Raw genomic sequence first — 26,228 nt, forward strand, 5'->3', positions numbered from 1 at the left:
GCAGGGTGCGTTGCCTGTAAACTTCCCGGCTGCATGGCCCCGTAGCTCAGCTGGATAGAGCGTCCCCCTCCTAAGGGGAAGGTCGCCCGTTCGAATCGGGCCGGGGTCACCACCCACGCGCCGCCCGGGACGCCCGTCCTCGAGCGCTACAGCAGCTCCAGGCCGCGCAGCACCTCCGCCACACGCGCCCGCTCTTCACCGTGCAGCCCAAGCAAGGGCCGTGGCAGGCAATCCTCGGTACACAGGCCCATCAGCGCGGCTGCGCACGCCATCACGCGGATGCCGCCGAAGCGGTCGTACAGCGCCCAGAGCGGCGCCAGCCTCGCCGACACGGCCTGGGCCGTCGCCATGTCGCCGTTGCCGGCCGCGCGGGTGATCTGCTGCACCGCCCCAGGGAACAGCCCGCCGGTTACCGAATACCAGCCATCGCAGCCGGCGGCCAGTCCATCTACGGCGGCCGCGTCGCCGCTGATGCCCAGCGTGACATGCGCAGGAAGATGGGCACGCAGTGCCGCGACGCGCGCTGCGGCTTCGGCAGGATGGTCGGACAGGCGTGGAAGCTTGATCGAGGCGATGTTGGGCAGGGCGGCGATCCGCCCATGCAGTTCATCGCTGAACCGGAAGTGGGTGGTGCCGGGATTGTCGTAGACGCAGATCGGGGTGTGCACTGCCATGCACACCGATTCGAAGAGCGTGAAGACCTCATGGTCCTTCAATGGCTGGTAGGACACGGGTGCCAGCAGCAGGCCGGCCGCACCGGCATCCTCGGCATCCTTTGCCAGAGCCAGCACATCGCGAGTGCGCAGCGCTCCGATACCGACGATGACCGGGACGGTGCCTGCGTGGGCCAAGGCTTCGCGCAGGACACGCATGCGCTCGGCTTTTTCCAGGTAGGCGTAGCTGCCGGTGGAGCCGAGCACGCCCATGGAGTCCACGCCGGCCGCTGCGAGGCGCTCGACCAGCCCGGCGAAGGCGCGCAGGTCGATGCTCGATTCGGTCATCGGCGTAAGAGGAAAGGCGCTGAGGCCGTGGATCATGGCGAACCCCGGGGGCAGAAGGAAAGGAGAGGTCGCCAGGTGTGGCGACCGTGGACGATCGGCATTGTTTATTGTCCTAGGACAAAATTCAAGCGCTGCCCTGCAACGTGATTCGGCCGCGAGGATCGCGCACCATGGCGGCCATCCTTCCTTGCGCGCACGCCATGACTGAGTACCTTCGCCCCGTGCAGCCTCCGCACTACGCCGCCATCGGCGCGTGGCTGGATTCGGCCAGCGCAACCCAGCGCTGGGCCGGTCCCGGCGTGGCGTATCCGCTCGCGCCGGACGCATTCGCGCAGGCACTGCAACTGCAGCAGCGCCCGGGGTGGGTGCTGCTGGATGCGCATGGCCACTGCCTTGGTTTCGGCCAGTACTGGCCAACGACCTCCGGCACGCTTCACCTGGGCCGCATCATCGTTTCGCCACAGGCACGCGGGCGTGGACTGGGACGTGTCCTGATGCAGGCGCTGATGGCGCAGGCGTTGCAGTCGGCCGGGGTGGAGCGGCTGACCCTGCGTGTCTATCGTGACAACGTCGCGGGGGTGACCCTGTACCGCCACCTGGGCTTCCAGCCGATGGAAGATGCTTCGACACCGGAACTTCTGTTCATGCAGCACCGTGCCGGCTGAGTCGTGATCACGCGCGCAGCACGGCAGCCTGTTGCGCCTGCCATTGCTCGCGGGTGATGCGGCTGATGTGTTCGGTGCGGTAGTCGCCGAGGAAGCTGTTGAACTTGTTCACTTCGGTATGGTGATGCTGGAAACCGCATTTGCTCTGTGCGCTCAGTGATTGCAGGTTGTCGGCGAAGTAGCCGCACCACAGTGCGTCCAGGTGCAGGTCGAGGAAGGCATGCCGCATCACTTCGCGCACCGCTTCGGGTACCAGGCCGCGGCCCCAGTACGGCACGCCGATCCAGTAGGCGATCTCGCCTTCGCGCTCGCCGATCTCGAAGTTGCTGTCGGCACCGATCAGGATGCCGACGCAGCCGATGGCGTGGCCGTCCTCGCGGCTCTGCAGTGCGTAGACTTCGGGCCGGTTGAAGACGGTGCGGATGATGTCGGCACTTTCCTCCACGCTGGTGTGCACCGGCCAGCCGGCGATGGGCCCGACGCGCGGGTCGCGGGCGTATTCGTACAGGTCGGCGGCGTCGGTGTCGCGCCAGGGGCGCAGGATCAGGCGTTCGGTGTGCAGGGGCATGGCCATTCAGGGGCAGGAAGAGAGCGCACAGGCTAGGCCGGGCCGGGCGAAGGGCACAGGGCGGGATCTTGATGGTTTCGGTATTTTTCACAACTCACTGGCGTTGCCCCGTATGCTGTGCCCCGGAATCCAGCCGGATCGGCCCATGGACCGCATACCCCAGCTTCTGGATCAGGACGAATCGATGCGCCTGGAGGTCAGCACGCTGGCCGAGGGGCAGGGCATTCCGCTGTCATTCGGGCACGCGTATCTGGCGGTTCTGGTGTGCGTGTCCGGGCGTGCGCGCTTCGCACTGAACTTCCGTGAGGTGGCGGTGCAGCGGCACGACGTGCTGGTGCTGGCCGAGGACACGCTGGCGCTGCTGCGGCAGCGATCGCGCGGCTTCCTGGCGGTGGTCTGCCTGATGCCGAAGGCGCTGGCGTCGGAGGTGGCCTATGTGCTGCCCAACGCACTGTTCAAGTTCCTGCACGAGCATCCGCATTGCGTGCCGTCGCCGCTGGAGGTGCCGCTGCTGCAGGGCTGGCTGCAGCAGCTGATGGATGCGCAGCACACGGGTGGCCGCTATCGGCACGTGATGCTGCGCAACCTGTTGCAGACGTTTTTCCTGAAGTTCGCCACGCTGCTGCCAGTGCAGAAAGTGGCGGCAGCGCCGGTCAGCCGGCGCGAGCGCCTGGCCTGGAGTTTCTGGGAGCTGGTCGGCCAGCGCAGCACCCGCCAGCGCGACGTGCAGTCCTACGCCGACGCGTTGTGCATCACGCCGTTCTATCTTTCCCAGCTCACCCGCGAGTGCTTCGATGAAACGCCCAAGGCGTTGATCGACCGCCAGGTGGTATTGGAGATCAAGGCGCTGCTGAGCTACAGCGAGCTGCCGATCGGGCGCATCGCCGAGCGGTTGTGCTTCGAGGATGCGTCCTACCTGTGCCGCTACTTCCGGCGGCACACCGGGCAGTCGCTGACCGGCTACCGCCGTGCGGGGCAGGGCGGTGCTAGTGGGATACGAACAGCGGTGCCGGAACTTCGGACAGCAGATCCTCGGTAACCCCGCCGAGCACGCGCTCGACCACCCGGCTGCGACTGTAGGGGCCCAGCACCAGCAGGTCGGCCTCGGCATCGAGGACATGCTGGCGGATGGTTGCGGCAACACCGCCCTGTGTGGAACTGATCGCCTGGATCTCGACTTCGACACCGTGCCGGGCCAGGTGCTGGGCCATCTCGGCACCGGGCGTGGCCTCGGCCTTGGGCGTGTCGACCATCAGCAGGTGCACCGCCTGCGCGCGGGCCAGCAACGGCAGGGCATCGGCTACGGCGCGACGGGCCTGTTTGCTGGCATTCCAGGCCACCACGATGCGCCTGCCGACCTGTTCGCCTTGCCAGTGCGGTGGCACCAGCAGCATCGGCACGCCGGTCTGGCGCAGCGTGCCCAGCGGACGCCAGCCGGAGGGCGCGCCGGGCGTGTGCGGATAGCCGGCGATGATCAGGTCGCAGTACAGCGATTGCAGGGCCAGATCGGCGCCACCGAGATAGTCCGAAACGATGCGCAGTTCGGTGCTGATCTGCAGTGGCTCGCAGGCTGCGCGCAGGTTCTGCATGAGCTGCGCGGTGCAGGCGGCGTCGGTGCGTGCTTCGTGGTCGAGCGCGGCGGCGATGCCTGCGCCACGGGCGAAACCGTTGGCGATGTCGGTGGGGTGCTGGGCGGTGGATACTGCAACCAGGTGCGCCTGCTGGGCCTGCGCCAGATGGGCGGCGATGTTCAATACGCGCACACCGGTGTCGCTGGCATCGAACAGCACAGCGATGTCGCGTAGTGGATGCAGCATGGCGTTGTCTCCTTCGATGCCTGTGACGCGTTCCCTGCCATGCACCGACCCGGGTGCGCCGGACGCGCCTTCGTTGTAGCGCATCCATGATTCGGATGAATCATTGGTGATTCAGTTTATTAATGGATGATTCATGCTAGCGTGAGTGGACCCCGCCTCCAGGCCCCTCCATGCGACCTGCCGCAGCACGTACACGCCGCGACCTGCACCACGCCCTTGCTGCCACCCTGGTCAGCCATCCGCGCTGCACACTCAGCGAGCTGGCCAGTGGCGCCGGTATCAGCCGGGCCACGCTGTATCGCTTCGCACCCACCCGCGAAGCGATCGACGAGGCGTTGTTTGCTGCGGGCTTCGAGCGCCTGGAAGCCGCAGCCACGTGGTTCGACGGGGATGCCGATGCGATGCAGGTGCTGGAGCAGGTGACCCACGCCCTGCTGGCGGACTGGGAACTGGTGACGCTGCTGTTCGCGCGCATGATGGAAGAGCAGCAGCGGCAGGGCGACCTGCACCTGCTGCCCGAGCGCTGGGCGCCGATCGGCGAGCGTTTCGAGGCGTTTTTCCTGCGCGGCCAGCACGCCGGCGTGTTCAACGTCGGATTCAGTGCAGTGTGGTTGGCGGACTTCTACTGGACCTGTTTCTACGGCATCACCTGGTCACTGGCGCGCGGTCGGCTGGCACCGGCGATGGCGGCATCAACGTTGCTGGCGTCGTTCCGTCATGGGGCGATGAAGGCCTCGGCGAAATAGCGGTCTGGTCCTGCAGGCCGTCAGTCCTGCTTCAACAGCTCGACCAGCTGGCGCAGGCGATAGGGCTTGGGCAGGAACTCCACCTGCTCCGGCAGCGGCGGCAGCTGCGAGCGCGCATAGCCGGAGGACAGGATCATGCGTGCCTGCGGCTGTTCGCGCGCGACGTGCTCGCTCAGTTCGATGCCGGACATGCCGTTGGGCATGCTGATATCGCTGAACACCACGTCGAAGCGCGCTTCGCCCTTCAGCAGCTCCGCCGCCTCGTGGCCATCGGCGGTGGTGGCCACCTCGATGCCGAAATCGCGCAGGGCCAGGCCGATCATCTCGCGCAGATCGTTCTGGTCCTCCACCATCAGTACGCGGATCGGTTCATCGGTCATGGGCTGGGTCCTCCGTTGCGGGTAGCAGCAGGCTGACCGTGGTGCCGACACCGGGCGTGGTGGACACATCGACGAAGCCGCCGCTCTGGGTAGTGAATCCGAACACCTGGCTCAGGCCCAGGCCGCTGCCCTTGCCGATGTCCTTGGTGGTGAAGAAGGGCTCGCTGGCGCGCTCGGCGATGTCAGCGGCCATGCCATGGCCTTCGTCACAGACGCTGAGGGTGACATAGCCGCGCTGCAGCGTCGTGTCCGCATCCGGGTCGAGCCGATGTTCCAGCGCGGTGCCGATCAGGATGCGCCCGCCATCGATGGTGGCCTCCACGGCATTTGCCACCAGATTGGCCAGGGCAGCCTGCAGCTGCATCGCGTCGGTGCACACCTGCGGCAGGCCCGGCGTGAGGCAGGCGTCCAGCGTCACCGTGGGCGGGCAGGCGCGCTGCAGGCCCGGCAGCCATTGCCGTACCAGCGTGTTGATGTCCAGCGGTTCGCGGATCAAGGTCTGGCCCGTGCTGAAGGCCAGCAGCTGGCGGGTCAGCAGGGCGCCGCGGTCGGTGGCCGCCTGCGCAGCGTCCAGCAGCTCGGCGGCGCGGGCATCGTCACCGCTGACGCGCAGCGACAGCAGGTCCAGTGCGTTGCCGATGGTGGTCAGCAGGTTGTTGAACTCGTGCGACAGGCCGCGGCTGAGCCGGCCAACCGTCTCGAACTGCTGGGTGTTGCGCAGCGCGCGCTGGGCATCCCGCAGCAGTCGCTGTGCCTGCCATTGCTCGGTGATGTCGCGGGTGATCTTGACGAAGCCAAGCAGTTCGCCGGCTTCGACGACCGGCTCGATGACCACGCTGGCACGGAACGACGAGCCATCACGGCGTACCCGCCAGCCTTCACTGGCAACATGGCCCTGCTGCGCCGCGAGGCGGAGCAGGCGCTGCGGTTCGCCGGCCTCGCGGTCGGTGGCCAGGTAGAAACGACCGAAGTGCGTACCCACCACTTCATCGGCTGAATAGCCCTTGATGCGCTCCGCGCCCGGGTTCCAGCTGCAGACGATGCCTTCGGGATCAAGCAGGTACAGCGCATGGTCGCGCACGCTGTCGATCAACAGTCGCAGTTGTCGGGAAGGGTCCGTCAGCACGGACGTCGTAGAAGCGGCAGCGTCCACGTGGAAATAAGTGTTACCCCTGAGAGGGACGTGAAGCTAGGCAGTGCAGTGTGAAGGATGCGTGCACGGCAGGCACGTGCCATTGGTCCTGTGCGGCTGAATGCGACAGGGAGTACCATCACCCACCCTTTGTCTTCTGGAACCGACCTGCATGCGTCCTGGTGCGACTACGCGTGACCGCTGGATCTGGATGACCTCTGCCGTACTGCTGTCGGCGACCATCGCGCTGGAACTGGTGGTGCCGCTGGGATACGCGGTCTGGCTGGCCTACTTCCTCGCCGTGGGCGTCACGGTGTTCCAGCGCAGTGCGCGCGCGCCGTTCGTGGTCGCGATGATCGCCTGTGTCCTGCTGGTGATCGGCTTCAACGTGGCGCCAGCCAGCAACAACTCGTCGTTCTCGTTCGTCAACCGCACCATCGGTGGCTGCGCCTTCCTGATGATCGCGCTGATCGTCTCGCGCGCGATCCAGGCCCGGCGCCAGGCGATGCGTGCGCTCTGGCTGCAGGAGGCCGAGAATGCGGTGGCGATGAGCCTGCGCGGCGACCTCGGGCCGGAGCAGATCGCAGAAGCGGCGGCAACGCACCTGGCCGGCCAGCTGGATGCCGATGTGGGCGCGGTCTATCGCCTGGAAGGTGGGCGGCTGCAGTTGACCGGTGGCATGGCGCTGCCTTCTGGCACGCCAGCGTCGCTGGCCCTGCAGGAAGGCCTGGCCGGGCAGGTGGCGCGTGACGAGCGGATCCGCCACCTGTATGGCGATGACGCCGCGGTACTCGACCTGCAGACCAGCCTCGGGCGTGTGCCGGTGCGCGAGCGGATCCTGGCGCCGATCAGCAGCGACGGCGCCGTGGTCGGTGTGATCGAGCTGGGTCGCGCGCGCATCGGCGCGCAGCGCGACCTCGACGACGAACTGCTGGAGCGCTGCACCGAAACGATCGGCATGGCGCTGCGCGCCTCGCTGCTGCGCGCGCAGCTGGTGGTATTGCTGGAGGAATCGCAGCGTCAAGGCGAGGAACTGCAGGCGCAGCAGGAAGAGCTGCGCGTGGCCAACGAGGAGCTGGAAGAGCAGAGCCGCAGCCTGATGCAGTCGCAGGGACACCTGGAGCAGCAGCAGGCCGAGCTGGAACAGAGCAACGTGCAGCTGGAAGAGCGCACCCACGAGCTGGAAGCGCAGAAGCAGGCGCTGCTGGTCGCGCAGGGCCAGCTGGTGCGCAACAGCAACGAGCTGGCTGCCACCTCGCGCTACAAGTCCGAATTCCTGGCCAACATGTCGCACGAGCTGCGCACGCCGCTGAACAGCTCGTTGATCCTGGCCAAGCTGCTGGCCGACAACAAGGACGGCACGCTCACCCCAGAACAGGTGAAGTACGCACGCGCGATCCTGTCGTCCAACAACGACCTGCTGGCGTTGATCAACGACATCCTGGACCTGTCGCGCATCGAGGCCGGCCATGTCGAGCTGGCCGACGAAGTCGTGGTGGTGGACAGCGTGCTGCAGCGCCTGCGCGAGACGTTCGAGCCGATGGCGAGGCAGAAGGGCCTGGCCCTGCAGATCGAGGCCGATGCGCTGGCGCCAAGCCAGCTGGTGGCCGACAACCAGCGCCTGCAGCAGATCCTGAAGAACCTGCTGGCCAATGCGCTGAAGTTCACCGAACACGGCAAGGTCAGCCTGCAGGTCCGTGCAGGGGGCAATGGCCGTGTCCGCTTCGAAGTCTGCGATACCGGTATCGGCATCGCCCACGAGCAGCTGCAGGTGATCTTCGAGGCCTTCCGCCAGGCGGACGGCAGCACCCGGCGTCGCTACGGTGGCACCGGCCTGGGCCTGTCGATCTCGCGCGATCTGGCCGAGCGCATGGGCGGTACCATCCAGGTCGACAGTGAGCCGGGCCGTGGCAGCTGCTTCATCCTGGAGCTGCCGCTGCAGGGGGCACCTAAGCTTGAATCGGACGCGGCGCCCGCTGCCGCCGTCGTGGCGCCAGCGGTTGCGCCTGTGCATGTACCCGCGCCCGCTGCGCCGGTGATTGCGTCCGGCGCGGTCACGGCGACGGCCAGCGTGGCCGACGACCGTGGCCGGCGCCAGCGTGCAGGCCGGCTGATCCTGGCCGTGGAAGACGATGCCACCTTCGCCGAAGCGCTGGTGGCGCTGGCCCACGAGCTGGACTTCGACTGCGTGGTGGCCAGCACGGCGGAAGAAGCGCTGGCACTGGCCAGCGAGCTGCGCCCGAACGGCATCCTGCTCGATATCGGCCTGCCCGATGTGTCCGGCCTGAGCGTGCTGGAGCGCCTGAAGCGAAATCCGGACACCCGCCACATCCCGGTCCACGTGGTTTCGGCGATGGAGCGCGGCCAGGTCGCACGCGAGCTGGGTGCGATCGGCTTCGCGATCAAGCCGACCACGCGCGAGCGGTTGGTGACGGCCATCGAGCAGCTGGAACAGACCAGCCAGCGCGACATGCGGCGCCTGTTGATCGTCGAGGACGACAGCGAGCTGCGCCACAACCTGGAACTGCTGCTGGGCCGCGATCAGCTGCAGATCGTTGCAGTGGGTACCCTGGCCGGCGCGCTGGAACAGCTCAGCACGGTTACCTTCGACTGCATGGTGATGGACCTGTCGCTGCCGGATGGCAGTGGCTACGACCTGCTCGAGCACATGGCCGGCAACGATGACGTCGGCTTCCCGCCGGTGATCGTCTACACCGGCCGCGCGCTCAGCCGCGAGGAAGAGCAGCGCCTGCGTCGCTATTCCAAGAGCATCATCATCAAGGGCGCGCGCTCGCCCGAACGCCTGCTGGACGAGGTGACCCTGTTCCTGCACAGCGTCGAGGCCAGCCTGCCGACCGACCAGCAGCGCCTGCTGCGCGAGGCGCGCCGGCGCGACACCGTGCTCGACGGCCGTACCGTGTTGCTGGCAGAAGACGATGTCCGCAACATCTTCGCGCTGTCCAGCGTGCTCGAACCCCTCGGCGTGACGCTGGAGATCGCGCGCAATGGCCAGGAAGCGGTTGATCGCCTGGCCGAGCGCGAAGTCGATCTGGTGCTGATGGACATCATGATGCCGGAGAAGGACGGCCTGGCCGCGATGCGCGAGATCCGCGCGCAGCGCCACCTGCAGGACCTGCCGATCATCGCGCTGACCGCCAAGGCGATGCCGGACGACCGTGAGCGTTGCCTGCAGGCCGGTGCCAACGATTACATCGCCAAGCCCATCGATGTCGACAAGCTGGTCTCGCTGTGCCGGGTCTGGTGCTCGCGGCAATGAACGAGCAGGCCCTGTTCGACCTGGAGTTGAAAGTGCTGCTGGAAGCGCTGTACCAGCGCTACCACTACGACTTCCGCAGCTACGCGGTGTCGTCGCTGCGGCGGCGCATCCGCCAGGCGATGCAGCGCTACGAGTGCGAGCGGCTGGCCGACCTGCAGCACCGCCTGCTGCACGAGCCGGACCTGTTCGCGCAGGCGATGCAGTTCTTCACCGTACAGGTGTCGGAGATGTTCCGTGACCCGGCCTATTTCCGCGAGCTGCGCGAGCAGGTGGTGCCGGTGCTGCGCACCTATCCCTCGGTGAAGCTGTGGGTGGCCGGTTGCAGTACGGGCGAGGAAGTGTGGTCGCTGGCGATCCTGCTGCACGAGGAAGGCCTGCTCGAGCGCAGCATTGTCTATGCCACCGACATCAATCCGGCAGCGCTGGCCACCGCCGAAGCCGGCGCCTATGGCATCGACCGCATGGCCCAGTTCAGCCGCAACTACCTGGCGGCCGGCGGCACCGCTTCGCTCTCCGACTACTACGCCACGGCCTACGATGGCGCGGTGTTCGACCGCCAGCTGCGCCGCAACGTGGTGTTCGCCGACCACAGCCTGGCCACCGACACCGTGTTCTCCGAAGTACATCTGGTCTCGTGCCGCAACGTGCTGATCTATTTCAACCGCGACCTGCAGGACCGTGCGGTGGGCCTGTTCCGCGAAGCACTGGTGCATCGCGGCTTCCTTGGCCTGGGCAGCAAGGAATCGCTGCAGTTCGGTCGCCACCACGGTGCGTTCGAGGTCTGCTCGCGCGAGCATCGCCTGTACCGGAAGGTCGCCTGATGGCGTCGCTGACACGCCCGGCCGTGCTGGTGATCGGCGCCTCTGCCGGTGGGGTCGCGGCCCTGCAGGCGGTGCTCGGCGCGCTGCCGGCGGCGCTGCCCGCGCCGGTGCTGGCCGTGCTGCACCTGCCACGCGACCGCAGCAGCCGCATCGCCGAAGTGCTGGCGCCGTACTGCGCGCTGCCGGTTCGCGAGGCCGAGGACAAGCAGCCGCTGCAGCCCGGCACGGTGACCTTCGCGCCACCGGACTATCACCTGCTGGTGGAAGACGCCGGTTCGCTGGCGTTGTCGGTCGACGCCCCGGTGCTGTTTTCGCGCCCGGCCATCGATCCGCTGTTCGAGTCGGCAGCGGCGGTGTTCGGTGCGCAGGTGCTGGCCCTGCTGCTGACCGGTGCCAGCAGTGACGGCAGCGAAGGGGTGGCCGCCGTGCGCGCCGCTGGCGGCCGCGCCTGGCTGCAATGTCCCGAGGAGGCCGAGGCATCGATGATGCCGGCCTCCGCCCTGCAGCACGCTGGCGCTGATGCCGTGCTGCCCCTTGAACTGATGTGCCGTCGCCTGAAGGAGTTGTTTGCATGAACCTGCTGCCACCGGACCCTGCGCAGTCGCAGACCCCGGTCAACCTGCTGATCGTCGATGACGTGCCGCAGAACCTGGTAGCCATGCAGGCGCTGCTGCAGCGCGAGGGCGTGAACCTGCTGCTGGCGGGCTCGGGTGCGCAGGCGCTGGAGCTGCTGCTGGAGCACGAGGTGGCGCTGGCATTGCTGGACGTGCACATGCCGGAGATCGATGGCTTCACCCTGGCCGAGCTGATGCGCGGTTCGCACCGCAGCCGCGATGTGCCGATCATCTTCCTGACCGCCTCGCCGGATGACCCGGTGCGCGCCTTCAAGGGCTACGAAACCGGTGCGGTCGACTTCCTGCACAAGCCGGTCGCGCCGCAGGTGATCCTGAGCAAGGTCAACGTCTTCATCGAGCTCTACCAGCAGCGCCAGCTGCTGAAGGCACGCAACGAGGCACTGGAGCGTTCGCTCAAGCTCAACGAGACGATGGCGGCCGTGCTTACCCATGACCTGCGCACGCCGCTGTCGGCGATCCTGCTGTGTGCCGACAAGCTTGCGCTGGAGCTTCCCGGGGACAATGCCGGTGCGCAGCAGACCCTGAAGTACCTGGAAGCCAGCACCCTGCGCATGGCGCGGATGGTCGAGCAGCTGCTGGACTTTTCGCGGATCCGCAGCGGCGGCCTGCGCCTGCAGGCCAGTGCCTGCGATCTTGCGGAGGTGACGCGTGCAGTGGTGGCCGAAGCGGGCAGCGCCCACGGCCACGCGCGGGTCCATCTCGACATGCAGGGCGATACCCGCCTGCAGGGTGATCTGGATCGGCTGGGCCAGGTCGCCGCGAACCTGGTCGGCAACGCGCTCACCCATGGCAGCGAGGCGAGGGTGGAGGTGGACGGCCGTGATCCGCGCAGCGTGCTGCTGCGGGTGAGCAACGCCGGGCGGATCGACGACGCGCTGCTGCCACGATTGTTCGAGCCGTTCAAGGCCAGTTTCCACCCCAGCAATGGCCTGGGGCTGGGCCTGTACATCGTTGATCAGTTCGTCCGCGCCCACGGTGGCCGCATCGGCGCGCGCAACGAGGCGGGGCAGGTGGTGTTCGAGGCGACGCTGCCACGGCGCTCTGAAGGCCCGGGAAACGCGGCAAGCTGAATTCTTCAGCAAGCGTGGCGTGGATCTGAGACGGGCTCGTCCGCAACTGCTACCGTGGCGGTACATATTGCCAAGGAAGCACCATGCCACTGCGTGCGATCGCCTATGTCAGCCGGGTGCTGCCGGATCTTCCCGCTGGACGGCTGCAGGCGCTGGTCGACGATGCGGCCCGCTTCAACAAGATGGCCGGGGTGACCGGCGTGCTGCTGCACGATGGCGGGCGTTTCCTGCAGTACATCGAAGGGCCGCCGGATGGCATCGACTCGGTCTACGAACGCATCCTGCAGGCCGGCAGCCATATCGACATCATTGAACTGGCGCGCGGCCGCCTGGGCCAGCGCCAGTTTCCGTACTGGTCGATGCGCGCGCTGCCGGTGGAGGAGGCGCTGCTGCGCCAGCTGTCATCCAGTGACTGGTCGGGTTTTACCCGTACCCTGCAGGGCGATCGCTCCGTGCCGACGCCGGTGGATCTGCTCGACAACGTTGTGCAGCCAGCGCTGCACGCCGGCTGAGCGTCAGCGCGAGGTACCGCCGCCGCAATAGGCGGCATGCAGCGCCTGCAGCACGCCCAATGCGGGCCCTTCCTGCATGCGGTAGTGGATGGCCTGCGCTTCGCGCCGGGTCGCCACGATGTCCAGTTCGCGCAGCACGGCCAGGTGCTGCGACAGCGCGGATGCGCTCAATCCGGTCAGCGCCTGCAGTTCCGGTACCGGGGCTTCGCCTTCGACCAGGCGGCACAGCACGCGCAGGCGGGCAGGATGGGCCAGGCGCTTGAGCAGCGCAGCAGCCTGTGCGGCGTGCTCGGCCATCGCGGCGCTGTCGAGCGGGGTGCCGGGCATGGTTGACCTTTTTGTTTAGAAGCGTCTAATTTAGATAAATCTAAATAAAAGGGCAATCCCATGAATGGCGTGAATGAGGGCAGGGCATGAACCTGCCTTGGACTGCGGTGGCTGGCGGGGCGCTGATCGGCGCCGCCGCGGTGCTGTTGCTCGCCACCCTCGGCCGCGTGGCCGGTATCAGCGGGATCGCCGCAGGCATCCTGCGCGCAGCAAATGGCGAGCGCGGATGGCGCTGGGCCTTCCTGTCCGGCCTGCTTGCAGCGGCCGGGCTGGTGCTGTGGTGGCAATCGCTGCCCGACGCGTCGCCGCGGGTACTGCTGCGCGACGCCTTGCCTGCCTGGCAGTTGATCGGCGCCGGCCTGCTGGTGGGCTTCGGCACCCGCTTGGGCAGTGGCTGTACCAGTGGCCACGGCGTCTGTGGCATGGCGCGCGGCTCGAAGCGCTCGCTGCTGGCGGTGCTGGTGTTCATGGCCTGCGCGATGCTCACCACCTTCCTCATCCGCCACGGCGGAGGCCTGGCATGAGCCGCGCGACAGGGGCCGCGGCAGCGGCAGGTGCGCTGTTCGGCGCGGGGTTGGCGCTTTCGGGGATGACCGATGCGCGCCGTGTAATCGGCTTCCTCGACATCGCGGGTGATTTCGATCCCACCCTGATGTGGGTGCTGGGCTCGGCGCTGCTGGTCAGTGCGGTCGGGCAGCGCTGGGCGCTGCGCCGCGCGCAGCCGTGGTTCGCGGTGCGATTCCAGCTGCCCAGTGCGCGTGATGTCGATGCCCGCCTGCTGCTGGGTGCCGCACTGTTCGGTATCGGCTGGGGATGGGCGGGCTACTGCCCGGGACCGGCCATCGCCGGGCTGGCAGTCGCATCGCGTGAAGCACTGTGGTTCGTGCCTGCGATGCTTGCGGGTTTCTGGCTGCACGATCGCGTCGTACGCTGAGGCTTCACCCCTGTGTCACCCTGCGTGCGGTCAGATCCAGGGTTCACGGGGAAAGGAGCACAACGACATGGTACGGATGAAGTGGACGGGCAGGGCAATGCTGGCGGTCGCACTGGCCGCTGCGGTGGCACCGGCGCTGGCCTGCACGCGCGCGGTGTACCTGGGCGACAACGGCGATGTGATCACCGCGCGCTCGATGGACTGGAAGGTCGACGTGGCGACCAACCTCTATGTGCTGCCGCGCGGCATCGCGCGCACCGGCCAGGCCGGCCCGAAGTCGCTGGCCTGGACGGCGCGCTATGGCTCGGTGGTGGCCACCGGCTACGATGTATCGACCACCGATGGCATGAACGAGAAAGGCCTGGTGGCCAACCTGCTGTGGCTGGTCGAATCGGAGTATCCGCAGCAGCGCGGCAACAAGCCGGGCCTGGCGATCTCGCTGTGGGCGCAGTATGTGCTGGACAATTTCGCGACCGTGGACGAGGCGGTGGCGGCGCTGAAGCGTGAGCCGTACTCGATCGTCACCGACAAGGTGCCGGGCGAGGACCGCCAGGCAACGCTGCACCTGTCGCTGTCCGATGCGACCGGCGACAGTGCCATCGTCGAGTACATCGGCGGGCGCCAGGTGATCCACCATGACCGCCGCTACCAGGTGATGACCAACTCGCCGATCTTCGAGCAGCAGCTGGCACTCAACAGCTACTGGCAGCAGATCGGTGGCACGGTGATGCTGCCGGGTACCAACCGCTCGTCCGACCGCTTCGCGCGTGCGTCGTTCTACATCAACGCCATTCCCAAGGCCGAGGATCCGGTGGAAGCGCTGGCCAGCGTGTTCAGCGTGATCCGCAATGCGTCGGTGCCGTACGGCATCACCACGCCGGGCGAGCCGAACATCTCATCGACGCGCTGGCGCACGGTGGCCGACCACAAGCGGCGGTTGTACTTCTTCGAATCGGCGCTGACCCCCAACACCTTCTGGGTCGATCTGAACAAGGTCGATTTCGGCGGCCAGGTGCTCAAGCTCGACCTTGGGAAGGACCAGCGCAATACGTTCGCCGGCGATGCACTGGGCCACTTCGTACCCAGTGCACCGTTCGCCTTCCTCGGCGTCGACGGCTAGCGCGAGGCCTGGTCCGGCGCGTCCTTCGGATAGACCGCCAGCACGCTGCAGCCCGGGCGGGCGAAGCGCGGCGTGCTGGCGCGCATGTCGCCGGGGATTCCGGACGGCGTCTCCACGATGCGATCGCCCGGGTTGCCACAGATCAGGCCGTTCTGGAACCCGGACTGGAATTCCACCGAGGTGGCCCCGGCCAGGATCGAGCAGCTGCCGGCCAGTTCGACACGGTAGTAGCGGTTGCCGCCATTGCGGCGCGGATTGGTCTCCACCACCACGCCCTGGGGATCCTCGTTCCAGCTGCGCACATGGCGGGTGGCGAAGCAGAATGCTGGCGAGGCCTGGAAGGTATGGCGCGGGCTGCTGCCGCCACGGCTGGACTTGCCCGTGGCGGTCACGTTCACCTGCGGCAGGGTGGCCGCGTACAGGCGGCTGCTCTGGCGTGCGGTGCTGGCGAACTCTCGGTTGTCGATGGGGGTGACACTGCCGACGCCGCAGCGGCGGCCATCCACCATCACCTGTTCGCTGGGACGGCCGCAGGCCCAGCCCGAAGGTGCCTCCAGCCGCAGTGCGCTGGCTTCGTTGACGCCCGGGCAGGCTGCGCTGAAATCGATGCGGTAGGCCTGGCCCTTGCCGTCACGGACCGCGATGGCGGTCGGCGTCTCCTGCTCGACCTGGCGTACGTCACGTGCGTCCAGGCAGTGCGGTGCAGGTGCGATGCGCTCGGCGGCCGGTGGCGTGGATGGAGCCTGGGCCAGGGCGGCCAGGGGGAAGACGCTGGCCAGTGCCAGCGGAAGCAATCGGATCATGCTGTTCATCCTGCCATCCCTGCGTCTGGAACCGTCTGGAACATAGCATGGCCGGTGCCGGGGCCGCGTTGCAGGGAAATGTCAGCACGCGCACACTCGTCACATGGGCGCGATCTTCCACCTGCGGCACTACGGCCAGGCCACCGGCCTGGACCGCCACGACTATGCGCAGTGGGTGCTGCCGCTGCAGGGCGAACTGCAGTTCGAGATGGAGGGGCGCGGTGGGCGCCTGGACCTGCTGCAGGGGGCGTTCGTTGCAGCCGGCGAAGCGCATGACCAGATGGCCGACGGTCCCAATGGTTTCGTGATTGTCGATTGCGCGCCCGGTGTGCTCGATGACGATACCCAGCAGCACCTGTGCCGCCAGCGCTGGCTGCATCTGCCACTGGCGCTGCGGCAGCGCCTGGCGCAGGTGCGTGAGGGCCAACCGTTGCCGCCCCTGCTGCCGCAGCTGCTCCAGGTGTTCGCACCGGCGGGCAGTGGTGCGCGCATGCAGGGCCTGTGCGCGGCGGTGCAGGTCGATCCGGGCCAGGCGTGGCCGGTAGCGCGCATGGCCGCCTTTGTCGGTGTCAGCGAGAGCCGGTTGCATGCGCTGTTCCAGCGCGAGTTCGGGCTGAGTCCTCAGGCCTGGCTCAGTGCCAGCCGGTTGCGTTGGGCCAAGCACCAGCTGCGTACCAGTGCGGCGCCGATCAGCGATATCGCGCTGGCCGCAGGCTATTCCGAGCAGAGTGCACTGACCCGCGCGCTGCGTCGTGAGTGCGGGCAGACGCCGGCCGCCTGGCGCAGGAGCGCCGGACTGTAGCGTCGAGCCACGCTCGACTGCTTCTGCACCTACCACCTCGCGAACGGCAGTCGAGCATGGCTCGACTCTACAAAGGCGGCAGGGCAGTAGCCTGGGTCAAGAGCGGCCCGCTGGCGAGCGCTTACACTGCGCGGCCTGTTCTCTCCCCCCGAAGAACCCGAATGCGCAACAACCCGATGGCCCTGGGCATCGCCAATGGCGTTGCCGCTGGCGCGCTGTGGGGCGTGGTCTTCCTCGCGCCCGCCGTGCTGCAGTCGTTCAATGCGTTGCAACTGTCCGCCGGTCGCTACCTGGTCTATGGCCTGATTGCCGTCGCTCTGTTGCTGCCGCGCTGGAAGCGGTTGGCACCGCGGCTGGGCCGTGCCGAATGGTTCGGGCTGCTGTGGCTGAGCCTGGCCGGCAACCTGGTGTATTTCCTGCTGCTGGCCACGGCCGTGCAGTGGGCCGGTGGCGCGGCGGCATCGCTGATCGTCGGCCTGATTCCGGTGGTGGTCACCCTGGTCGGCGTGCGCGAGCAGGGCGCGGTGCCGTTGAAGCAGCTGCTGCTGGCGCTGGGCCTGTGCGTGCTCGGCGTGGCGCTGGTGGGCTGGGAAGCCCTGATGTCCGAGCATCTGGCAACACCGTGGCGGCAGCGCCTGATCGGCCTGCTCTGTGCATTCGGTGCGCTGTTTTCGTGGGCGCTGTACTCGATCGGCAACAGTCGTTGGCTGGCACGCCGACCGGACCTGTCCAGCCACGACTGGTCGTTGCTGACCGGCGTCACCACCGGCGGCCTGGCCCTGCTGCTGGTGCCGATGGCCTTCATCGGCCACAGCGGCACCCACACGGCGGCGCAGTGGGGGGGCTTCTGGGCGATCAGCGCGGGCGTGGCTGTGGTGGCCTCGATCCTCGGCAACGCGTTCTGGAACCGCGCCAGCCGCCTGCTGCCGTTGACCCTGACCGGGCAGATGATCGTGTTCGAAACCCTGTTCGCGCTGCTGTATGCCTTTGCCTGGCAGCGGCGGTGGCCCTCGCTGCTGGAAGCGCTGGCGATCGTGTTCCTGGTGGCCGGCGTGATGCTGTGCGCGCATGCGCATCGCACGCCACGGGCGATCGCCGAACATGCCGGCTGAATGCGGCCGTCAAGCGTACTGATGGCCGCTTGGTCTCAGATGCAACCAAATGCCGGCACGTTGGCCGATGATCGCGGCAACGATTTTTTGCATCGCAGCACTTGACAGCGGCCCGGCGCACGGTGTTTTCTGTGCGTCATGGTCCTTGATGCCGCCCACGCCAGCCTGATCGCCCCCGCCACCGCGGGCCGTTCGACTGCGCCGGTCGCCACCACCACCATTACCACCACCACCGTCACCACTGCCCTGGTGCGGCCCGTCGTCTTCGTGTAACTCCCGAAAACCACGGCCCCGCACCATCCAGGTGGCGGGGAAACTCGACACCTGCATGCGACGGGGCCTCCTACCGAGGTCTGCATGTCTTCCCACGCCCCCGCCCATCCCGTTGCCCCGGCCGATCTGGCTGCGCCGTCCACTGTCGTGCACAAGTTCGGCGGCACCTCGGTGGCCGATGCCGAACGCTATCGCCATGTTGCCGGCCTGCTGCTGGCCCGCCCCGAATCGCTGCAGGTCACTGTTGTCTCCGCGATGAAGGGGGTCACCGATGCGTTGATCGAGCTGGCGCAGCTGGCGGCCAAGGGTGATGAAGGCTGGCGCGAGGCCTGGCATGCGCTGCGCGCGCGCCATCGCGGCGCCGCCGTGGCGCTGCTTTGCGAGCAGGTGGGCGAGACCGTCGAGTGGATCGACGCCCGCTTCGATCAGCTGGCCGAAGTATTGGCGGCGCTGGCGGTGATCGGCGAGCTGCCGCGCGAGGTGCTGGACCGCGTGCAGGGCCTGGGCGAAGTGTTCTCCGCACAGCTGCTCGGCACCCACCTGCGTGCCTTGGGCGAAGACTGTGCGGTGCTCGATGCGCGCGAGGTGCTGGTGGTCGGGCATGGCGAACTGGGCGTCGATGTCGACTGGGAAGCCAGCGCCGACCGCCTCGCCAAGTGGCGGCTGCAGCATCCGCAGCCGCGCCTGGTCGCCACCGGTTTCGTCGCGCGTGATCGTGATGACCGCATCACCACGCTTGGCCGCAACGGCAGCGACTACTCCGGTGCGATCTTCGCCGCGCTGTTCAACGCCGATGAACTGCACATCTGGACCGACGTCGACGGCGTGCTGTCAGCCGACCCGCGGCTGGTGCCCGAGGCCGTGCAGCTTGAATCGCTCAGCTACGACGAGGCCTGCGAACTGGCCTACTTCGGCGCCAAGGTGGTGCACCCGCAGACGATGTCACCAGCAATCCGCCTCGGCCTGCCGATCTTCATCCGCAATACGTTCCAGCCGGCGCATCCGGGCACGCGCATCAGTGCCGAGCGCTCGCCGCGCGGGCCGGTGAAGGGCCTGACCCTGAGCCCCGGCTTGGCCCTGTTGAACCTGGAAGGCACCGGTCTGATCGGCGTGCCGGGCACTGCAGAGCGCGTATTCGCCGCCCTGCGGCAGGCGCAGGTGTCGGTGGTGATGATCTCGCAGGGTTCGTCGGAACATTCGATCTGCTGCGTGGTACGCGCCGCCGAAGCCGCGCGTGGCCGCGAGGCACTGCTGCATGCGTTCGCGCATGAGCTGTCGGTGGGCCAGGTGCAGCGCGTGCAGGTCAGCGAGGGCGTCAGCGTACTGGCGGCGGTGGGTGACGGCATGGCCGGTCAACCGGGTGTGGCGGCGCGCCTGTTCGAGGCACTGGGCCGTGCGCAGGTGAACATCCTGGCGATCGCGCAGGGTTCGTCCGAACGCAACATCTCGGTGGCGGTGGACAGTGCCGATGCCACCCGCGCGCTGCGCGCTGCCCATGCTGGGTTCTGGCTGTCGCCGCAGACCTTCGCGGTGGGTGTGATCGGGCCGGGCAATGTCGGTGCCGCGCTGCTGGACCAGTTGCTGGCTGCGCGCCCGCAGCTGCTGGCCAAGGCCAATGTCGACCTGCGCCTGCGCGCACTGGCCTCGCGTTCGCGCATGCGCCTGGATGCGGATGGGCTGCACGCCGACTGGCGCGAAGCCCTTCAGCAAGCGGGCGAGTCCAGCGATCTGGATCGCTTCACCGAGCACCTTCTGGCCGCGCACCTGCCGCATGCGGTGGTGATCGACTGCAGTGGCAGTGCCGAGGTGGCCGAGCGCTATGAGGGCTGGCTGGCGGCCGGCATCCACGTGGTGACCCCGAACAAACAGGCTGGTGCCGGGCCGCTGCCGCGCTACCAGCGCATCCGCGCGGCTGCGGCGGCCAGTGGTGCGCGCTTCCGCTACGAGGCCACCGTGGGCGCGGGCCTGCCGGTGATCACCACGCTGCGTGACCTGGTCGACACCGGTGACGAGGTGCTGGCCATCGAAGGCATCTTCTCCGGCACGCTGGCCTGGCTGTTCAACCGCTTCGATGGCAGCCAGCCGTTCTCGCAGCTGGTCGCGCAGGCGCGGTCGATGGGCTACACCGAACCGGACCCGCGCGATGATCTTTCGGGCGTGGACGTGGCGCGCAAGCTGGTGATCCTGGCCCGCGAAGCCGGCCACGCGCTCAGCCTTGAGCAGGTGGACGTGGAAAGCCTGGTGCCGGCGCTGCTGCGCGAGGGTGGCGTGGATGACTTCATGGCGCGGCTGGGTGAGTCCGACGCCAGCCTGCGGCAACGCCTGCAGGACGCGCGGGCGCGGGGGGCGGTGCTGCGCTATGTGGCACGGCTGGGTGCCGATGGCGCCTCGGTCGGCCTGCAGGAACTGCCGGCCGATCATGCCTTCGCCAACCTGCGGCTGACCGACAACGTGGTGCAGTTCCGCACCCGTCGCTACTGCGACAACCCGTTGGTGGTGCAGGGGCCGGGTGCGGGTCCGGAAGTGACGGCAGCGGGTGTGTTCGCGGACCTGCTGCGGGTCGCCGCCGGTGAAGGAGCGCGGCTGTGATCGCACGTGCGTTCGCGCCCGCCTCGGTGGCCAACGTGGCAGTGGGCTTCGATATTCTCGGCCATGCCATTGCCGGTATCGGCGATACCGTGAGCGTGCGCCGCATCGAAGAGCCGGTGGTGCGGATCGATGCGATCCGTGGCAGTGCGGTCGCGCTGCCGCTGGACGCCGCCGGCAACACCGCGGGGGCCGCGCTGATGTCGCTGCGCGAAGGCCTGGGCCTGGATTTCGGTTTCGCGGTCGAGATCGACAAGGGCATTCCGTTCGGTTCCGGCATGGGCGGTTCGGCCGCGTCGAGTGTCGCGGCGCTGGTCGCCGCCAATGCGCTGCTGCAGGCCCCGCTGCCGCGCGAGGCGCTGTACCCGTACGCGCTGGACGGCGAGGCGGTGGCCAGTGGTGGCCGTCACGGTGACAACGTCGGCCCGCTGCTGTTGGGTGGCCTGGCGTTGTGTACGGCCGATCGCCTGTTGCCGATCCCGGTGCCTGCCAGCTGGCACAGCCTGCTGGTGCATCCGCACGCGGTGCTGGAAACGCGCCGTGCCCGCCAGGCCCTGCAAGGCAGCTATGCGCTGGGCGAGTTCGTGGCACAGAGCGCGAACCTCGCGCTGGTGCTCAGTGGCTGCCATCGCAGTGACGCGGCGCTGGTACGCGCGGGCCTGCGCGATGTGCTGGTCGAACCGCGACGGGCCGGATTGATTGCCGGCTTCGAAGCCGCCCGTGATGCGGCGCTGTCGTCCCATGCAATGGGCGCGGGCATCTCAGGTGCCGGACCCAGCGTGTTCGCCTGGTTCGAGGATGCCGACCAGGCGCGTGCCGCTGCGGCGCCGGTGCAGGCAGCGTTCGCTGCGGCCGGCTTCGACAGTGACGCCTGGGTATCGCCGCTGGATGCACCGGGAGCCCGCTTGTGCTGAATCCTTCCCCATTACTGGATACCGAAGCCATGCAATTTGTTTCGACCCGCGGCCAGTCTCCGGCCGTCGGCCTCAGCGCGGCGATCGCCGCCGGATTGGCGCCCGATGGCGGGCTGTATGTCCCCGCGCTTCTGCCGGCCGCCCGCGAACTGCAGGCCGGGGTGAGCCTGGCCGATACCGCCGCCGATCTGCTGTCACCGTTCTTTGCTGGCGACGCGCTTGAGACCGCGCTTCCGGCGATCTGCCGCGAAGCGTTCGACTTCCCGGTGCCGCTGCGTGCGCTCGGTGACGGTGACCACGTGCTGGAGCTGTTTCATGGGCCGACGGCGGCGTTCAAGGATATCGGCGCGCGCTTCCTGGCCGGTACGCTGTCGCGGCTGCAGGCCGGCAAGGACCGCGATCTGACGATCGTCGTCGCCACGTCCGGCGATACCGGTGCCGCCGTTGCGGCGGCGTTCCATCGCCAGCCCGGCGTGCGCGTGGTGGTGCTGTATCCGGATGGCCGCGTATCTCCGCGCCAGGCGCACCAGCTCGGTTGTTTCGGCGACAACATCCAGGCCCTGTGTGTGGCGGGTGCGTTCGACGATTGCCAGGCGATGGTCAAGCAGGCGCTGGCTGACCGCGAACTGCAGGCGCAGGTGCCGTTGAGCTCGGCCAACAGCATCAGCCTGGGCCGACTGCTGCCGCAGATGAGCTACTACGCCCATGCAGCGTTGGCCCACTACGCCGCGCATCGTCGCCGGCTCAATCTGGTGGTGCCGACCGGCAACCTGGGCAATGCGATGGCAGCGGTGCTGGCGCGCGCGCTGGGCGTACCGATCGGCCAGATCGTGCTGGCCACCAATGCCAACGCGGTGCTGCCGGCGTACTTCAATGGTGGCGACTACCAGCCGCAGGCCAGTGTGGCGACGGTGGCCAATGCAATGGACGTGGGTGCGCCGAGCAACTTCGAGCGACTGCGCTGGCTCTACCACGGCGACGACGCGGAACTGCGTGCTGCGTTCCGTGCGTTCGCGGTGGATGACGTGACCATCCGCGCGACGATTGCGGCAGCGCATGCCAGCCGCGACGAGCTGTTCTGCCCGCATACGGCGACGGCGGTGAAGGTGCTGCAGGACCTGCGTGCGCGCGGTGCCAAGGGCGACTGGGCAGTGGTGGCCACGGCGCATCCGGCCAAGTTCGAGGCCGTGGTCGAGCCGCTGATCGGCGAAGCGGTGGCGGTGCCGCCTGCGCTGGATGCGTTGCTGCAGCGGCCGGCGCACGCCGAACCGTTGGCGGCTGACTATGCGGCGCTGCGCGACGTGCTGCTGCGCTGATCGGAGAGGGACGCGGTTGCCGGCCAGCGGCCGGCACTACCAGGGATATGCATTCGGGTAGTGCCGGCCGCTGGCCGGCAACCCCACGGACCGCGATGCGGTCAGATCAATCCTTCACCGGCCAACGTGCGCAGCCCGTCCTCGTCGAGGATCTCCACCACGTTCAGGTGGGGCAGGGCGATCAGCCCCTGCTGGCGCAGCTTGGTGAAGGTGCGGCTGACCGTTTCCATGGTCAGGCCCAGATGGTCGGCGATATCGCCGCGGCCCATCGGCAGCGATACGCGCAGGCCGTCGCCACCCAGCTTGGCCTCGCGCGCGGCCAGGCGCAACAGGAAATCGGCCAGCTTCTCGGCCGGCTGCAGGCGAGCCAGTGCCAGCGCAGCATCCTGTGCGGCATCCAGTTCCTGGCAGGCGCGCTGCAGCAGCTTGCGCTCCAGGTGCGGGAAACGGCTGCGCAGGGCCTTCATCTGTGGCAGCGCGACGCGGCATACGCGGCTGTCGGCGATGGCCTCGATGTCGTAGCGGTGGTGGTCGCTGCCGCTCAGGCCCAGGTAGTCGCCGGGCAGCACGAAGCCGTTGATCTGGCGGCGGCCGTCGGCCAGGGTGCGCACCAGGCGCAGTGCGCCGGCAGTCAATGTATAGACATGGTCACGCTCTTCGCCGGTGCGGGCCAGCGTGCTGCCCATGCTGACCTGCTGCGAGACGGTGACCTGTTCCAGCGCCTGCACTTCATCGGGCGACAGCGCCGAGCACACTGCAAGGTGGCGAACCGAGCAGTGCAGGCAGTCCAGCGTGGTGCAGGACGGCGAGGCGGGATCGTTGGTGGCGGGCGGAGCGCCGGAAGGCCGTGACATGTTGCGGGGGGCGTATCGCGGGCGGGGAGGGCCTTATGATACTTCAAGCGGCCGTTCGACCCTGCCCGAGGCGGGGGCGCTAGAATGTCGCCCCCTCCCACGTCCCGTTCCAGCAGGAGTTCCGCCCGTGATCAAGCCCCGTACCCCGCCCGGCACCCTTGAACTGCTGCCGCGCGAGCAGATTGCGTTCCAGCGCATGCTGGACGTCATCCGCCGCAACTACGAGCGCTTCGGGTTCCTGCCGGTGGAGACGCCGGTGTTCGAGCTGTCCGACGTGCTGCTGACCAAGTCCGGCGGCGAGACCGAGCGCCAGGTGTACTTCGTACAGTCCACCGGCGCGCTGGCGAACGCGGCCGAATCGGGCGACCGTTCGCTGCCGGAAATGGCGCTGCGCTTCGACCTGACCGTGCCGCTGGCACGCTACGTGGCCGAGCACGAACACGAACTGACCTTCCCGTTCCGCCGTTACCAGATGCAGCGCGTCTACCGTGGCGAGCGTGCCCAGCGCGGCCGTTTCCGCGAGTTCTACCAGTGCGACATCGACGTGATCGGCAAGGACAGCCTGAGCGTGCGGTACGACGCCGAAGTGCTGGCGGTCATCCACGCGGTGTTCTCGGAACTGCGCATCGGTGACTTCAGCATCCAGTTGAACAACCGCAAGCTGATGCGCGGCTTCTTCGAGAGCCTGGGCGTGGCCGAAGGCGAGCGCCAGCTGGCGGTGCTGCGCGAAGTGGACAAGCTGGACAAGCGCGGCGCCGATTACGTGCGCGAGACGCTGGTGGGCGAGGGCTTCAACATCCCGGCCGAACAGGTCGAGAAGATCCTGGCGTTCGTCGCCGTGCGTTCGCAGGGCCATGCCGATGCGCTGGCGCAGCTGGCCACGCTGGAAGCCGACGCCGGTTCTTCGGAGATCCTGCGTACCGGCGTCGCCGAACTGCGCGAAGTGCTGCAGCTGGTGCAGGCGCTGGGCGTGCCGGAAAGCGCGTACTGCCTGAACTTCTCCATTGCGCGCGGCCTGGACTACTACACCGGCACCGTCTACGAGACCACGCTGACCGACCACCCGCAGATCGGCTCGATCTGTTCGGGCGGCCGTTACGAAGACCTGGCCAGCCACTACAGCAAGTCCAAGCTGCCGGGCGTGGGTATCTCCATCGGCCTGTCGCGCCTGTTCTGGCAGCTGCGCGAGGCCGGCCTGATCGACGGCATCGAAGCCAGCAGCGTGCAGGCGCTGGTGGCGCTGATGGACGAGCAGGGCATGCCGCAGTCGCTGGACATCGCGCGCCGCCTGCGCGCCGGTGGCATCAACACCGAAGTGCAGATGGAGCCGAAGAAGATCGGCAAGCAGTTCCAGTACGCGGCCAAGGCCGGCATCCGCTTCGTGGTGCTGGCCGGTGAAGACGAGCTGGTGCGCGGCGTGGTGGCGGTGAAGGACCTGCTGCGCGAACAGCAGTTCGAAGTGTCGCGCGACGAGCTGGCCAGCACCCTGCTGGTGGAGCTGGAGCAGTCCAGGGCGATGGTGTGAAGCCTGCTGCCGCAGGGGTACTCACCGTGCTCCTGCTGGCGGGCTGCCAGAGTGACCCTGTGCTGCGCAGTGCCCGGATGGGCCCGGCACAGTACCGGCTGCAGGTTGACCGCTGCCACGTGATCGACCGTGCGCAGCTTGAGGCTGACCTGCAGGCCTTGGCTTTGCGGAAGTGCCCGGCGGGCGCAGGGGCGTTGCAGAACATCCAGTCCCTGCCGAGTCGGCAGGGCAGCCTGTTCGGCGAATGCCTGCGGCGCGGGGCGTTGCAGGCCGAGGTGCGCTGTCCGCCCTGAGTCGGGCCAGGTCGTTGATTTGAAAGCAGAACGCCCGCCCCTTGGTGGGCGTTCTGCGTTTCTGGACGAAGTGCAGTAGAGCATGGCTCGACTCTACGAAAGCCGTTCTCGATCACTTTCCCAGCGAGATCCAGCAGATCGCGGCCAACTGTCGAAGGCGGGGAGGGTTCGGTGGCAGGGGTGTGAGCGGCATGGATGCCGCGACCAAGCCCCCATGGATGGGTTTACGGCGTCCCCTGCCACCGGACGCTCCCCGCCAACGCTCAGGAAATCTGCATTTGCTTTTGCCCTGGCTCTTGGCGGGTGCAGGGCAGCAGCCCTGCCGCCCCCTCAAGCCTCGATTTGACGCACTGCGCAAGAATGCACTAATGTACTAACGCGCTATTACATTGATGCATGGAAACGACCCCGTGAAAGCCCGCCCCGAGATTGCCGCCAAAGACCCGAAGGCCGACCTGGAAGCCCTGGCCCGGGCCTTTGCCGCCCTGCGCGAGCCGGAACAGGTCGAGGCCTTCCTGCGTGACCTGTGCACCCCGGCCGAGCTGGAAGCCATGGCTGACCGCTGGAAGGTGGTGCCGCTGCTGCAGCAGGGCGTGCCGTACCGCGAGATCCACGAGCGCACGGGCGTCAGCGTGACCACCACCGGACGGGTGGCACGCACGCTCGAGCATGGCCATCGAGGCTATGCCGCCGCCATCGACCGCCTTGCTTCGCGCTGATCCGCGCCCCGTTCCGAACTTCGAGA

Annotated in this window: 28 protein-coding genes and 1 tRNA gene; 21 read left to right on the forward strand and 8 right to left on the reverse strand. The window is 67.9% G+C overall.

All coding sequences use genetic code 11. The features are described from left to right. Nucleotides 1–35: 35 nt before the first annotated feature. Nucleotides 36–112: transfer RNA gene (locus tag ACUZUJ_RS09785), tRNA-Arg, on the forward strand. Between the two features lie 34 nt (nucleotides 113–146). On the opposite strand, the gene ACUZUJ_RS09790 is transcribed toward ACUZUJ_RS09785, so the two are convergent. Further along, complete coding sequence (locus tag ACUZUJ_RS09790) at nucleotides 147–1,037, reverse strand: dihydrodipicolinate synthase family protein (protein ID WP_458220236.1); 891 nt, start codon at nucleotides 1,035–1,037, stop codon at nucleotides 147–149. Between the two features lie 164 nt (nucleotides 1,038–1,201). Between ACUZUJ_RS09790 and ACUZUJ_RS09795 the strand changes: the two genes are divergently transcribed. Then, nucleotides 1,202–1,666: a GNAT family N-acetyltransferase gene (locus ACUZUJ_RS09795; RefSeq protein WP_049445856.1), complete on the forward strand. Its 465-nt coding sequence runs from the start codon at nucleotides 1,202–1,204 to the stop codon at nucleotides 1,664–1,666. Nucleotides 1,667–1,673: 7 nt separating this feature from the next. Here the strand turns inward: ACUZUJ_RS09795 and ACUZUJ_RS09800 are convergent, their stop codons facing one another. Beyond that, a complete protein-coding gene (locus tag ACUZUJ_RS09800; RefSeq protein ID WP_049445978.1) occupies nucleotides 1,674–2,234 on the reverse strand; it encodes a GNAT family N-acetyltransferase in 561 nt (186 codons plus the stop codon). 145 nt (nucleotides 2,235–2,379) lie between these two features. Here ACUZUJ_RS09800 and ACUZUJ_RS09805 point away from each other — a divergent pair, with 145 nt between their 5' ends. Continuing rightward, nucleotides 2,380–3,273 (forward strand): helix-turn-helix domain-containing protein, encoded by an 894-nt coding sequence (locus ACUZUJ_RS09805; RefSeq protein WP_119006161.1) that lies wholly within the window; start codon nucleotides 2,380–2,382, stop codon nucleotides 3,271–3,273. On the opposite strand, the gene ACUZUJ_RS09810 is transcribed toward ACUZUJ_RS09805, so the two are convergent. After that, nucleotides 3,221–4,051, reverse strand: coding sequence for a universal stress protein (locus ACUZUJ_RS09810; RefSeq protein WP_049445979.1), 831 nt, complete (start codon nucleotides 4,049–4,051; stop codon nucleotides 3,221–3,223). The two genes, ACUZUJ_RS09805 and ACUZUJ_RS09810, sit on opposite strands and share 53 nt — an antisense overlap. 170 nt (nucleotides 4,052–4,221) lie before the next feature. Here ACUZUJ_RS09810 and ACUZUJ_RS09815 point away from each other — a divergent pair, with 170 nt between their 5' ends. Then, nucleotides 4,222–4,797 carry a TetR/AcrR family transcriptional regulator gene (locus tag ACUZUJ_RS09815; RefSeq protein WP_049445860.1) on the forward strand — a complete coding sequence of 192 codons (576 nt, stop codon included), beginning with the start codon at nucleotides 4,222–4,224 and terminating at the stop codon, nucleotides 4,795–4,797. Between the two features lie 20 nt (nucleotides 4,798–4,817). Here ACUZUJ_RS09815 and ACUZUJ_RS09820 read toward each other — a convergent pair whose 3' ends face one another. Further along, on the reverse strand, nucleotides 4,818–5,177 hold the full coding sequence (locus tag ACUZUJ_RS09820; protein ID WP_014036985.1) for a response regulator: 360 nt from the start codon (nucleotides 5,175–5,177) through the stop codon (nucleotides 4,818–4,820). Next, entirely contained in the window at nucleotides 5,167–6,330 is a 1,164-nt protein-coding gene (locus ACUZUJ_RS09825) for a two-component system sensor histidine kinase NtrB (RefSeq protein ID WP_424143697.1), read from the reverse strand. Before ACUZUJ_RS09825 ends, ACUZUJ_RS09820 begins: the two co-directional genes overlap by 11 nt. Nucleotides 6,331–6,481: 151 nt before the next feature. Here ACUZUJ_RS09825 and ACUZUJ_RS09830 point away from each other — a divergent pair, with 151 nt between their 5' ends. The 5 genes from ACUZUJ_RS09830 (at nucleotide 6,482) to ACUZUJ_RS09850 (ending at nucleotide 12,624) form a co-directional block, all read left to right on the forward strand. Further along, nucleotides 6,482–9,586, forward strand: a complete 3,105-nt coding sequence (locus tag ACUZUJ_RS09830) for a response regulator (protein ID WP_458220235.1) — start codon at nucleotides 6,482–6,484, stop codon at nucleotides 9,584–9,586. Continuing rightward, nucleotides 9,583–10,407 carry a CheR family methyltransferase gene (locus ACUZUJ_RS09835; RefSeq protein ID WP_014036988.1) on the forward strand — a complete coding sequence of 275 codons (825 nt, stop codon included), beginning with the start codon at nucleotides 9,583–9,585 and terminating at the stop codon, nucleotides 10,405–10,407. Before ACUZUJ_RS09830 ends, ACUZUJ_RS09835 begins: the two co-directional genes overlap by 4 nt. Beyond that, nucleotides 10,407–10,982: a chemotaxis protein CheB gene (locus tag ACUZUJ_RS09840; protein ID WP_458220234.1), complete on the forward strand. Its 576-nt coding sequence runs from the start codon at nucleotides 10,407–10,409 to the stop codon at nucleotides 10,980–10,982. The genes ACUZUJ_RS09835 and ACUZUJ_RS09840 overlap by 1 nt, the downstream gene beginning before the upstream one ends. Then, nucleotides 10,979–12,112 (forward strand): hybrid sensor histidine kinase/response regulator, encoded by a 1,134-nt coding sequence (locus tag ACUZUJ_RS09845; protein WP_458220233.1) that lies wholly within the window; start codon nucleotides 10,979–10,981, stop codon nucleotides 12,110–12,112. The genes ACUZUJ_RS09840 and ACUZUJ_RS09845 overlap by 4 nt, the downstream gene beginning before the upstream one ends. Nucleotides 12,113–12,195: 83 nt before the next feature. After that, nucleotides 12,196–12,624, forward strand: coding sequence for a BLUF domain-containing protein (locus ACUZUJ_RS09850; protein WP_458220232.1), 429 nt, complete (start codon nucleotides 12,196–12,198; stop codon nucleotides 12,622–12,624). A 3-nt stretch (nucleotides 12,625–12,627) separates the two neighbouring features. Here ACUZUJ_RS09850 and ACUZUJ_RS09855 read toward each other — a convergent pair whose 3' ends face one another. Continuing rightward, the gene (locus ACUZUJ_RS09855) at nucleotides 12,628–12,951 is read right to left on the reverse strand and encodes an ArsR/SmtB family transcription factor (RefSeq protein WP_458220231.1); all 324 of its coding nucleotides are present in this window, start codon (nucleotides 12,949–12,951) and stop codon (nucleotides 12,628–12,630) included. An 86-nt stretch (nucleotides 12,952–13,037) separates the two neighbouring features. On the opposite strand from ACUZUJ_RS09855, the gene ACUZUJ_RS09860 reads away from it, so the two are divergent. From ACUZUJ_RS09860 to ACUZUJ_RS09870, 3 genes are all read left to right on the forward strand, one after another. Continuing rightward, complete coding sequence (locus ACUZUJ_RS09860; RefSeq protein WP_049445875.1) at nucleotides 13,038–13,475, forward strand: YeeE/YedE family protein; 438 nt, start codon at nucleotides 13,038–13,040, stop codon at nucleotides 13,473–13,475. Next, entirely contained in the window at nucleotides 13,472–13,885 is a 414-nt protein-coding gene (locus ACUZUJ_RS09865; RefSeq protein WP_049445878.1) for a DUF6691 family protein, read from the forward strand. The genes ACUZUJ_RS09860 and ACUZUJ_RS09865 overlap by 4 nt, the downstream gene beginning before the upstream one ends. Before the next feature lie 67 nt (nucleotides 13,886–13,952). Then, nucleotides 13,953–15,005: a linear amide C-N hydrolase gene (locus ACUZUJ_RS09870; RefSeq protein WP_014036995.1), complete on the forward strand. Its 1,053-nt coding sequence runs from the start codon at nucleotides 13,953–13,955 to the stop codon at nucleotides 15,003–15,005. Here the strand turns inward: ACUZUJ_RS09870 and ACUZUJ_RS09875 are convergent. After that, nucleotides 15,002–15,808 carry a DUF6491 family protein gene (locus ACUZUJ_RS09875; RefSeq protein WP_235434940.1) on the reverse strand — a complete coding sequence of 269 codons (807 nt, stop codon included), beginning with the start codon at nucleotides 15,806–15,808 and terminating at the stop codon, nucleotides 15,002–15,004. The genes ACUZUJ_RS09870 and ACUZUJ_RS09875 overlap by 4 nt on opposite strands. A gap of 103 nt (nucleotides 15,809–15,911) precedes the next feature. Between ACUZUJ_RS09875 and ACUZUJ_RS09880 the strand changes: the two genes are divergently transcribed. The 6 genes from ACUZUJ_RS09880 (at nucleotide 15,912) to thrC (ending at nucleotide 22,811) form a co-directional block, all read left to right on the forward strand. Then, complete coding sequence (locus ACUZUJ_RS09880; RefSeq protein ID WP_014036997.1) at nucleotides 15,912–16,610, forward strand: helix-turn-helix transcriptional regulator; 699 nt, start codon at nucleotides 15,912–15,914, stop codon at nucleotides 16,608–16,610. A gap of 161 nt (nucleotides 16,611–16,771) precedes the next feature. Beyond that, complete coding sequence (locus ACUZUJ_RS09885; protein WP_458220230.1) at nucleotides 16,772–17,722, forward strand: DMT family transporter; 951 nt, start codon at nucleotides 16,772–16,774, stop codon at nucleotides 17,720–17,722. A gap of 138 nt (nucleotides 17,723–17,860) precedes the next feature. After that, nucleotides 17,861–17,995: a hypothetical protein gene (locus ACUZUJ_RS09890; RefSeq protein ID WP_005413160.1), complete on the forward strand. Its 135-nt coding sequence runs from the start codon at nucleotides 17,861–17,863 to the stop codon at nucleotides 17,993–17,995. A gap of 84 nt (nucleotides 17,996–18,079) precedes the next feature. Next, the gene (gene thrA, locus ACUZUJ_RS09895) at nucleotides 18,080–20,584 is read left to right on the forward strand and encodes a bifunctional aspartate kinase/homoserine dehydrogenase I (RefSeq protein WP_458220229.1); all 2,505 of its coding nucleotides are present in this window, start codon (nucleotides 18,080–18,082) and stop codon (nucleotides 20,582–20,584) included. Further along, nucleotides 20,581–21,495 (forward strand): homoserine kinase, encoded by a 915-nt coding sequence (locus ACUZUJ_RS09900; RefSeq protein WP_049445881.1) that lies wholly within the window; start codon nucleotides 20,581–20,583, stop codon nucleotides 21,493–21,495. Before thrA ends, ACUZUJ_RS09900 begins: the two co-directional genes overlap by 4 nt. A gap of 29 nt (nucleotides 21,496–21,524) precedes the next feature. Next, nucleotides 21,525–22,811: a threonine synthase gene (gene thrC, locus ACUZUJ_RS09905; protein WP_458220228.1), complete on the forward strand. Its 1,287-nt coding sequence runs from the start codon at nucleotides 21,525–21,527 to the stop codon at nucleotides 22,809–22,811. Between the two features lie 101 nt (nucleotides 22,812–22,912). On the opposite strand, the gene ACUZUJ_RS09910 is transcribed toward thrC, so the two are convergent. After that, on the reverse strand, nucleotides 22,913–23,665 hold the full coding sequence (locus tag ACUZUJ_RS09910) for a Crp/Fnr family transcriptional regulator (RefSeq protein ID WP_010482595.1): 753 nt from the start codon (nucleotides 23,663–23,665) through the stop codon (nucleotides 22,913–22,915). A gap of 127 nt (nucleotides 23,666–23,792) precedes the next feature. Between ACUZUJ_RS09910 and hisS the strand changes: the two genes are divergently transcribed. From hisS to ACUZUJ_RS09925, 3 genes are all read left to right on the forward strand, one after another. After that, nucleotides 23,793–25,190 carry a histidine--tRNA ligase gene (gene hisS, locus ACUZUJ_RS09915; protein WP_049444882.1) on the forward strand — a complete coding sequence of 466 codons (1,398 nt, stop codon included), beginning with the start codon at nucleotides 23,793–23,795 and terminating at the stop codon, nucleotides 25,188–25,190. Nucleotides 25,191–25,216: 26 nt separating this feature from the next. Beyond that, the gene (locus ACUZUJ_RS09920; protein WP_233490858.1) at nucleotides 25,217–25,483 is read left to right on the forward strand and encodes a hypothetical protein; all 267 of its coding nucleotides are present in this window, start codon (nucleotides 25,217–25,219) and stop codon (nucleotides 25,481–25,483) included. 410 nt (nucleotides 25,484–25,893) lie between these two features. Continuing rightward, on the forward strand, nucleotides 25,894–26,202 hold the full coding sequence (locus ACUZUJ_RS09925; RefSeq protein ID WP_005416326.1) for a YerC/YecD family TrpR-related protein: 309 nt from the start codon (nucleotides 25,894–25,896) through the stop codon (nucleotides 26,200–26,202). The last annotated feature ends 26 nt before the right edge of the window (nucleotides 26,203–26,228 follow it).

This window comes from Stenotrophomonas sp. S4 (genome assembly GCF_054187805.2).

What these genes read in the sequence shown, in the direction of transcription:
- ACUZUJ_RS09790 (WP_458220236.1), bottom strand. Translation starts at nt 1,037, where the DNA reads ATGATCCACGGCCTCAGCGCCTTTCCTCTTACGCCGATGACCGAATCG.
- ACUZUJ_RS09795 (WP_049445856.1), top strand. Translation starts at nt 1,202, where the DNA reads ATGACTGAGTACCTTCGCCCCGTGCAGCCTCCGCACTACGCCGCCATC.
- ACUZUJ_RS09800 (WP_049445978.1), bottom strand. Translation starts at nt 2,234, where the DNA reads ATGCCCCTGCACACCGAACGCCTGATCCTGCGCCCCTGGCGCGACACC.
- ACUZUJ_RS09805 (WP_119006161.1), top strand. Translation starts at nt 2,380, where the DNA reads ATGGACCGCATACCCCAGCTTCTGGATCAGGACGAATCGATGCGCCTG.
- ACUZUJ_RS09810 (WP_049445979.1), bottom strand. Translation starts at nt 4,051, where the DNA reads ATGCTGCATCCACTACGCGACATCGCTGTGCTGTTCGATGCCAGCGAC.
- ACUZUJ_RS09815 (WP_049445860.1), top strand. Translation starts at nt 4,222, where the DNA reads ATGCGACCTGCCGCAGCACGTACACGCCGCGACCTGCACCACGCCCTT.
- ACUZUJ_RS09820 (WP_014036985.1), bottom strand. Translation starts at nt 5,177, where the DNA reads ATGACCGATGAACCGATCCGCGTACTGATGGTGGAGGACCAGAACGAT.
- ACUZUJ_RS09830 (WP_458220235.1), top strand. Translation starts at nt 6,482, where the DNA reads ATGCGTCCTGGTGCGACTACGCGTGACCGCTGGATCTGGATGACCTCT.
- ACUZUJ_RS09835 (WP_014036988.1), top strand. Translation starts at nt 9,583, where the DNA reads ATGAACGAGCAGGCCCTGTTCGACCTGGAGTTGAAAGTGCTGCTGGAA.
- ACUZUJ_RS09840 (WP_458220234.1), top strand. Translation starts at nt 10,407, where the DNA reads ATGGCGTCGCTGACACGCCCGGCCGTGCTGGTGATCGGCGCCTCTGCC.
- ACUZUJ_RS09845 (WP_458220233.1), top strand. Translation starts at nt 10,979, where the DNA reads ATGAACCTGCTGCCACCGGACCCTGCGCAGTCGCAGACCCCGGTCAAC.
- ACUZUJ_RS09850 (WP_458220232.1), top strand. Translation starts at nt 12,196, where the DNA reads ATGCCACTGCGTGCGATCGCCTATGTCAGCCGGGTGCTGCCGGATCTT.
- ACUZUJ_RS09855 (WP_458220231.1), bottom strand. Translation starts at nt 12,951, where the DNA reads ATGCCCGGCACCCCGCTCGACAGCGCCGCGATGGCCGAGCACGCCGCA.
- ACUZUJ_RS09860 (WP_049445875.1), top strand. Translation starts at nt 13,038, where the DNA reads ATGAACCTGCCTTGGACTGCGGTGGCTGGCGGGGCGCTGATCGGCGCC.
- ACUZUJ_RS09865 (WP_049445878.1), top strand. Translation starts at nt 13,472, where the DNA reads ATGAGCCGCGCGACAGGGGCCGCGGCAGCGGCAGGTGCGCTGTTCGGC.
- ACUZUJ_RS09870 (WP_014036995.1), top strand. Translation starts at nt 13,953, where the DNA reads ATGGTACGGATGAAGTGGACGGGCAGGGCAATGCTGGCGGTCGCACTG.
- ACUZUJ_RS09875 (WP_235434940.1), bottom strand. Translation starts at nt 15,808, where the DNA reads ATGATCCGATTGCTTCCGCTGGCACTGGCCAGCGTCTTCCCCCTGGCC.
- ACUZUJ_RS09880 (WP_014036997.1), top strand. Translation starts at nt 15,912, where the DNA reads ATGGGCGCGATCTTCCACCTGCGGCACTACGGCCAGGCCACCGGCCTG.
- ACUZUJ_RS09885 (WP_458220230.1), top strand. Translation starts at nt 16,772, where the DNA reads ATGCGCAACAACCCGATGGCCCTGGGCATCGCCAATGGCGTTGCCGCT.
- ACUZUJ_RS09890 (WP_005413160.1), top strand. Translation starts at nt 17,861, where the DNA reads ATGGTCCTTGATGCCGCCCACGCCAGCCTGATCGCCCCCGCCACCGCG.
- thrA (WP_458220229.1), top strand. Translation starts at nt 18,080, where the DNA reads ATGTCTTCCCACGCCCCCGCCCATCCCGTTGCCCCGGCCGATCTGGCT.
- thrC (WP_458220228.1), top strand. Translation starts at nt 21,525, where the DNA reads ATGCAATTTGTTTCGACCCGCGGCCAGTCTCCGGCCGTCGGCCTCAGC.
- ACUZUJ_RS09910 (WP_010482595.1), bottom strand. Translation starts at nt 23,665, where the DNA reads ATGTCACGGCCTTCCGGCGCTCCGCCCGCCACCAACGATCCCGCCTCG.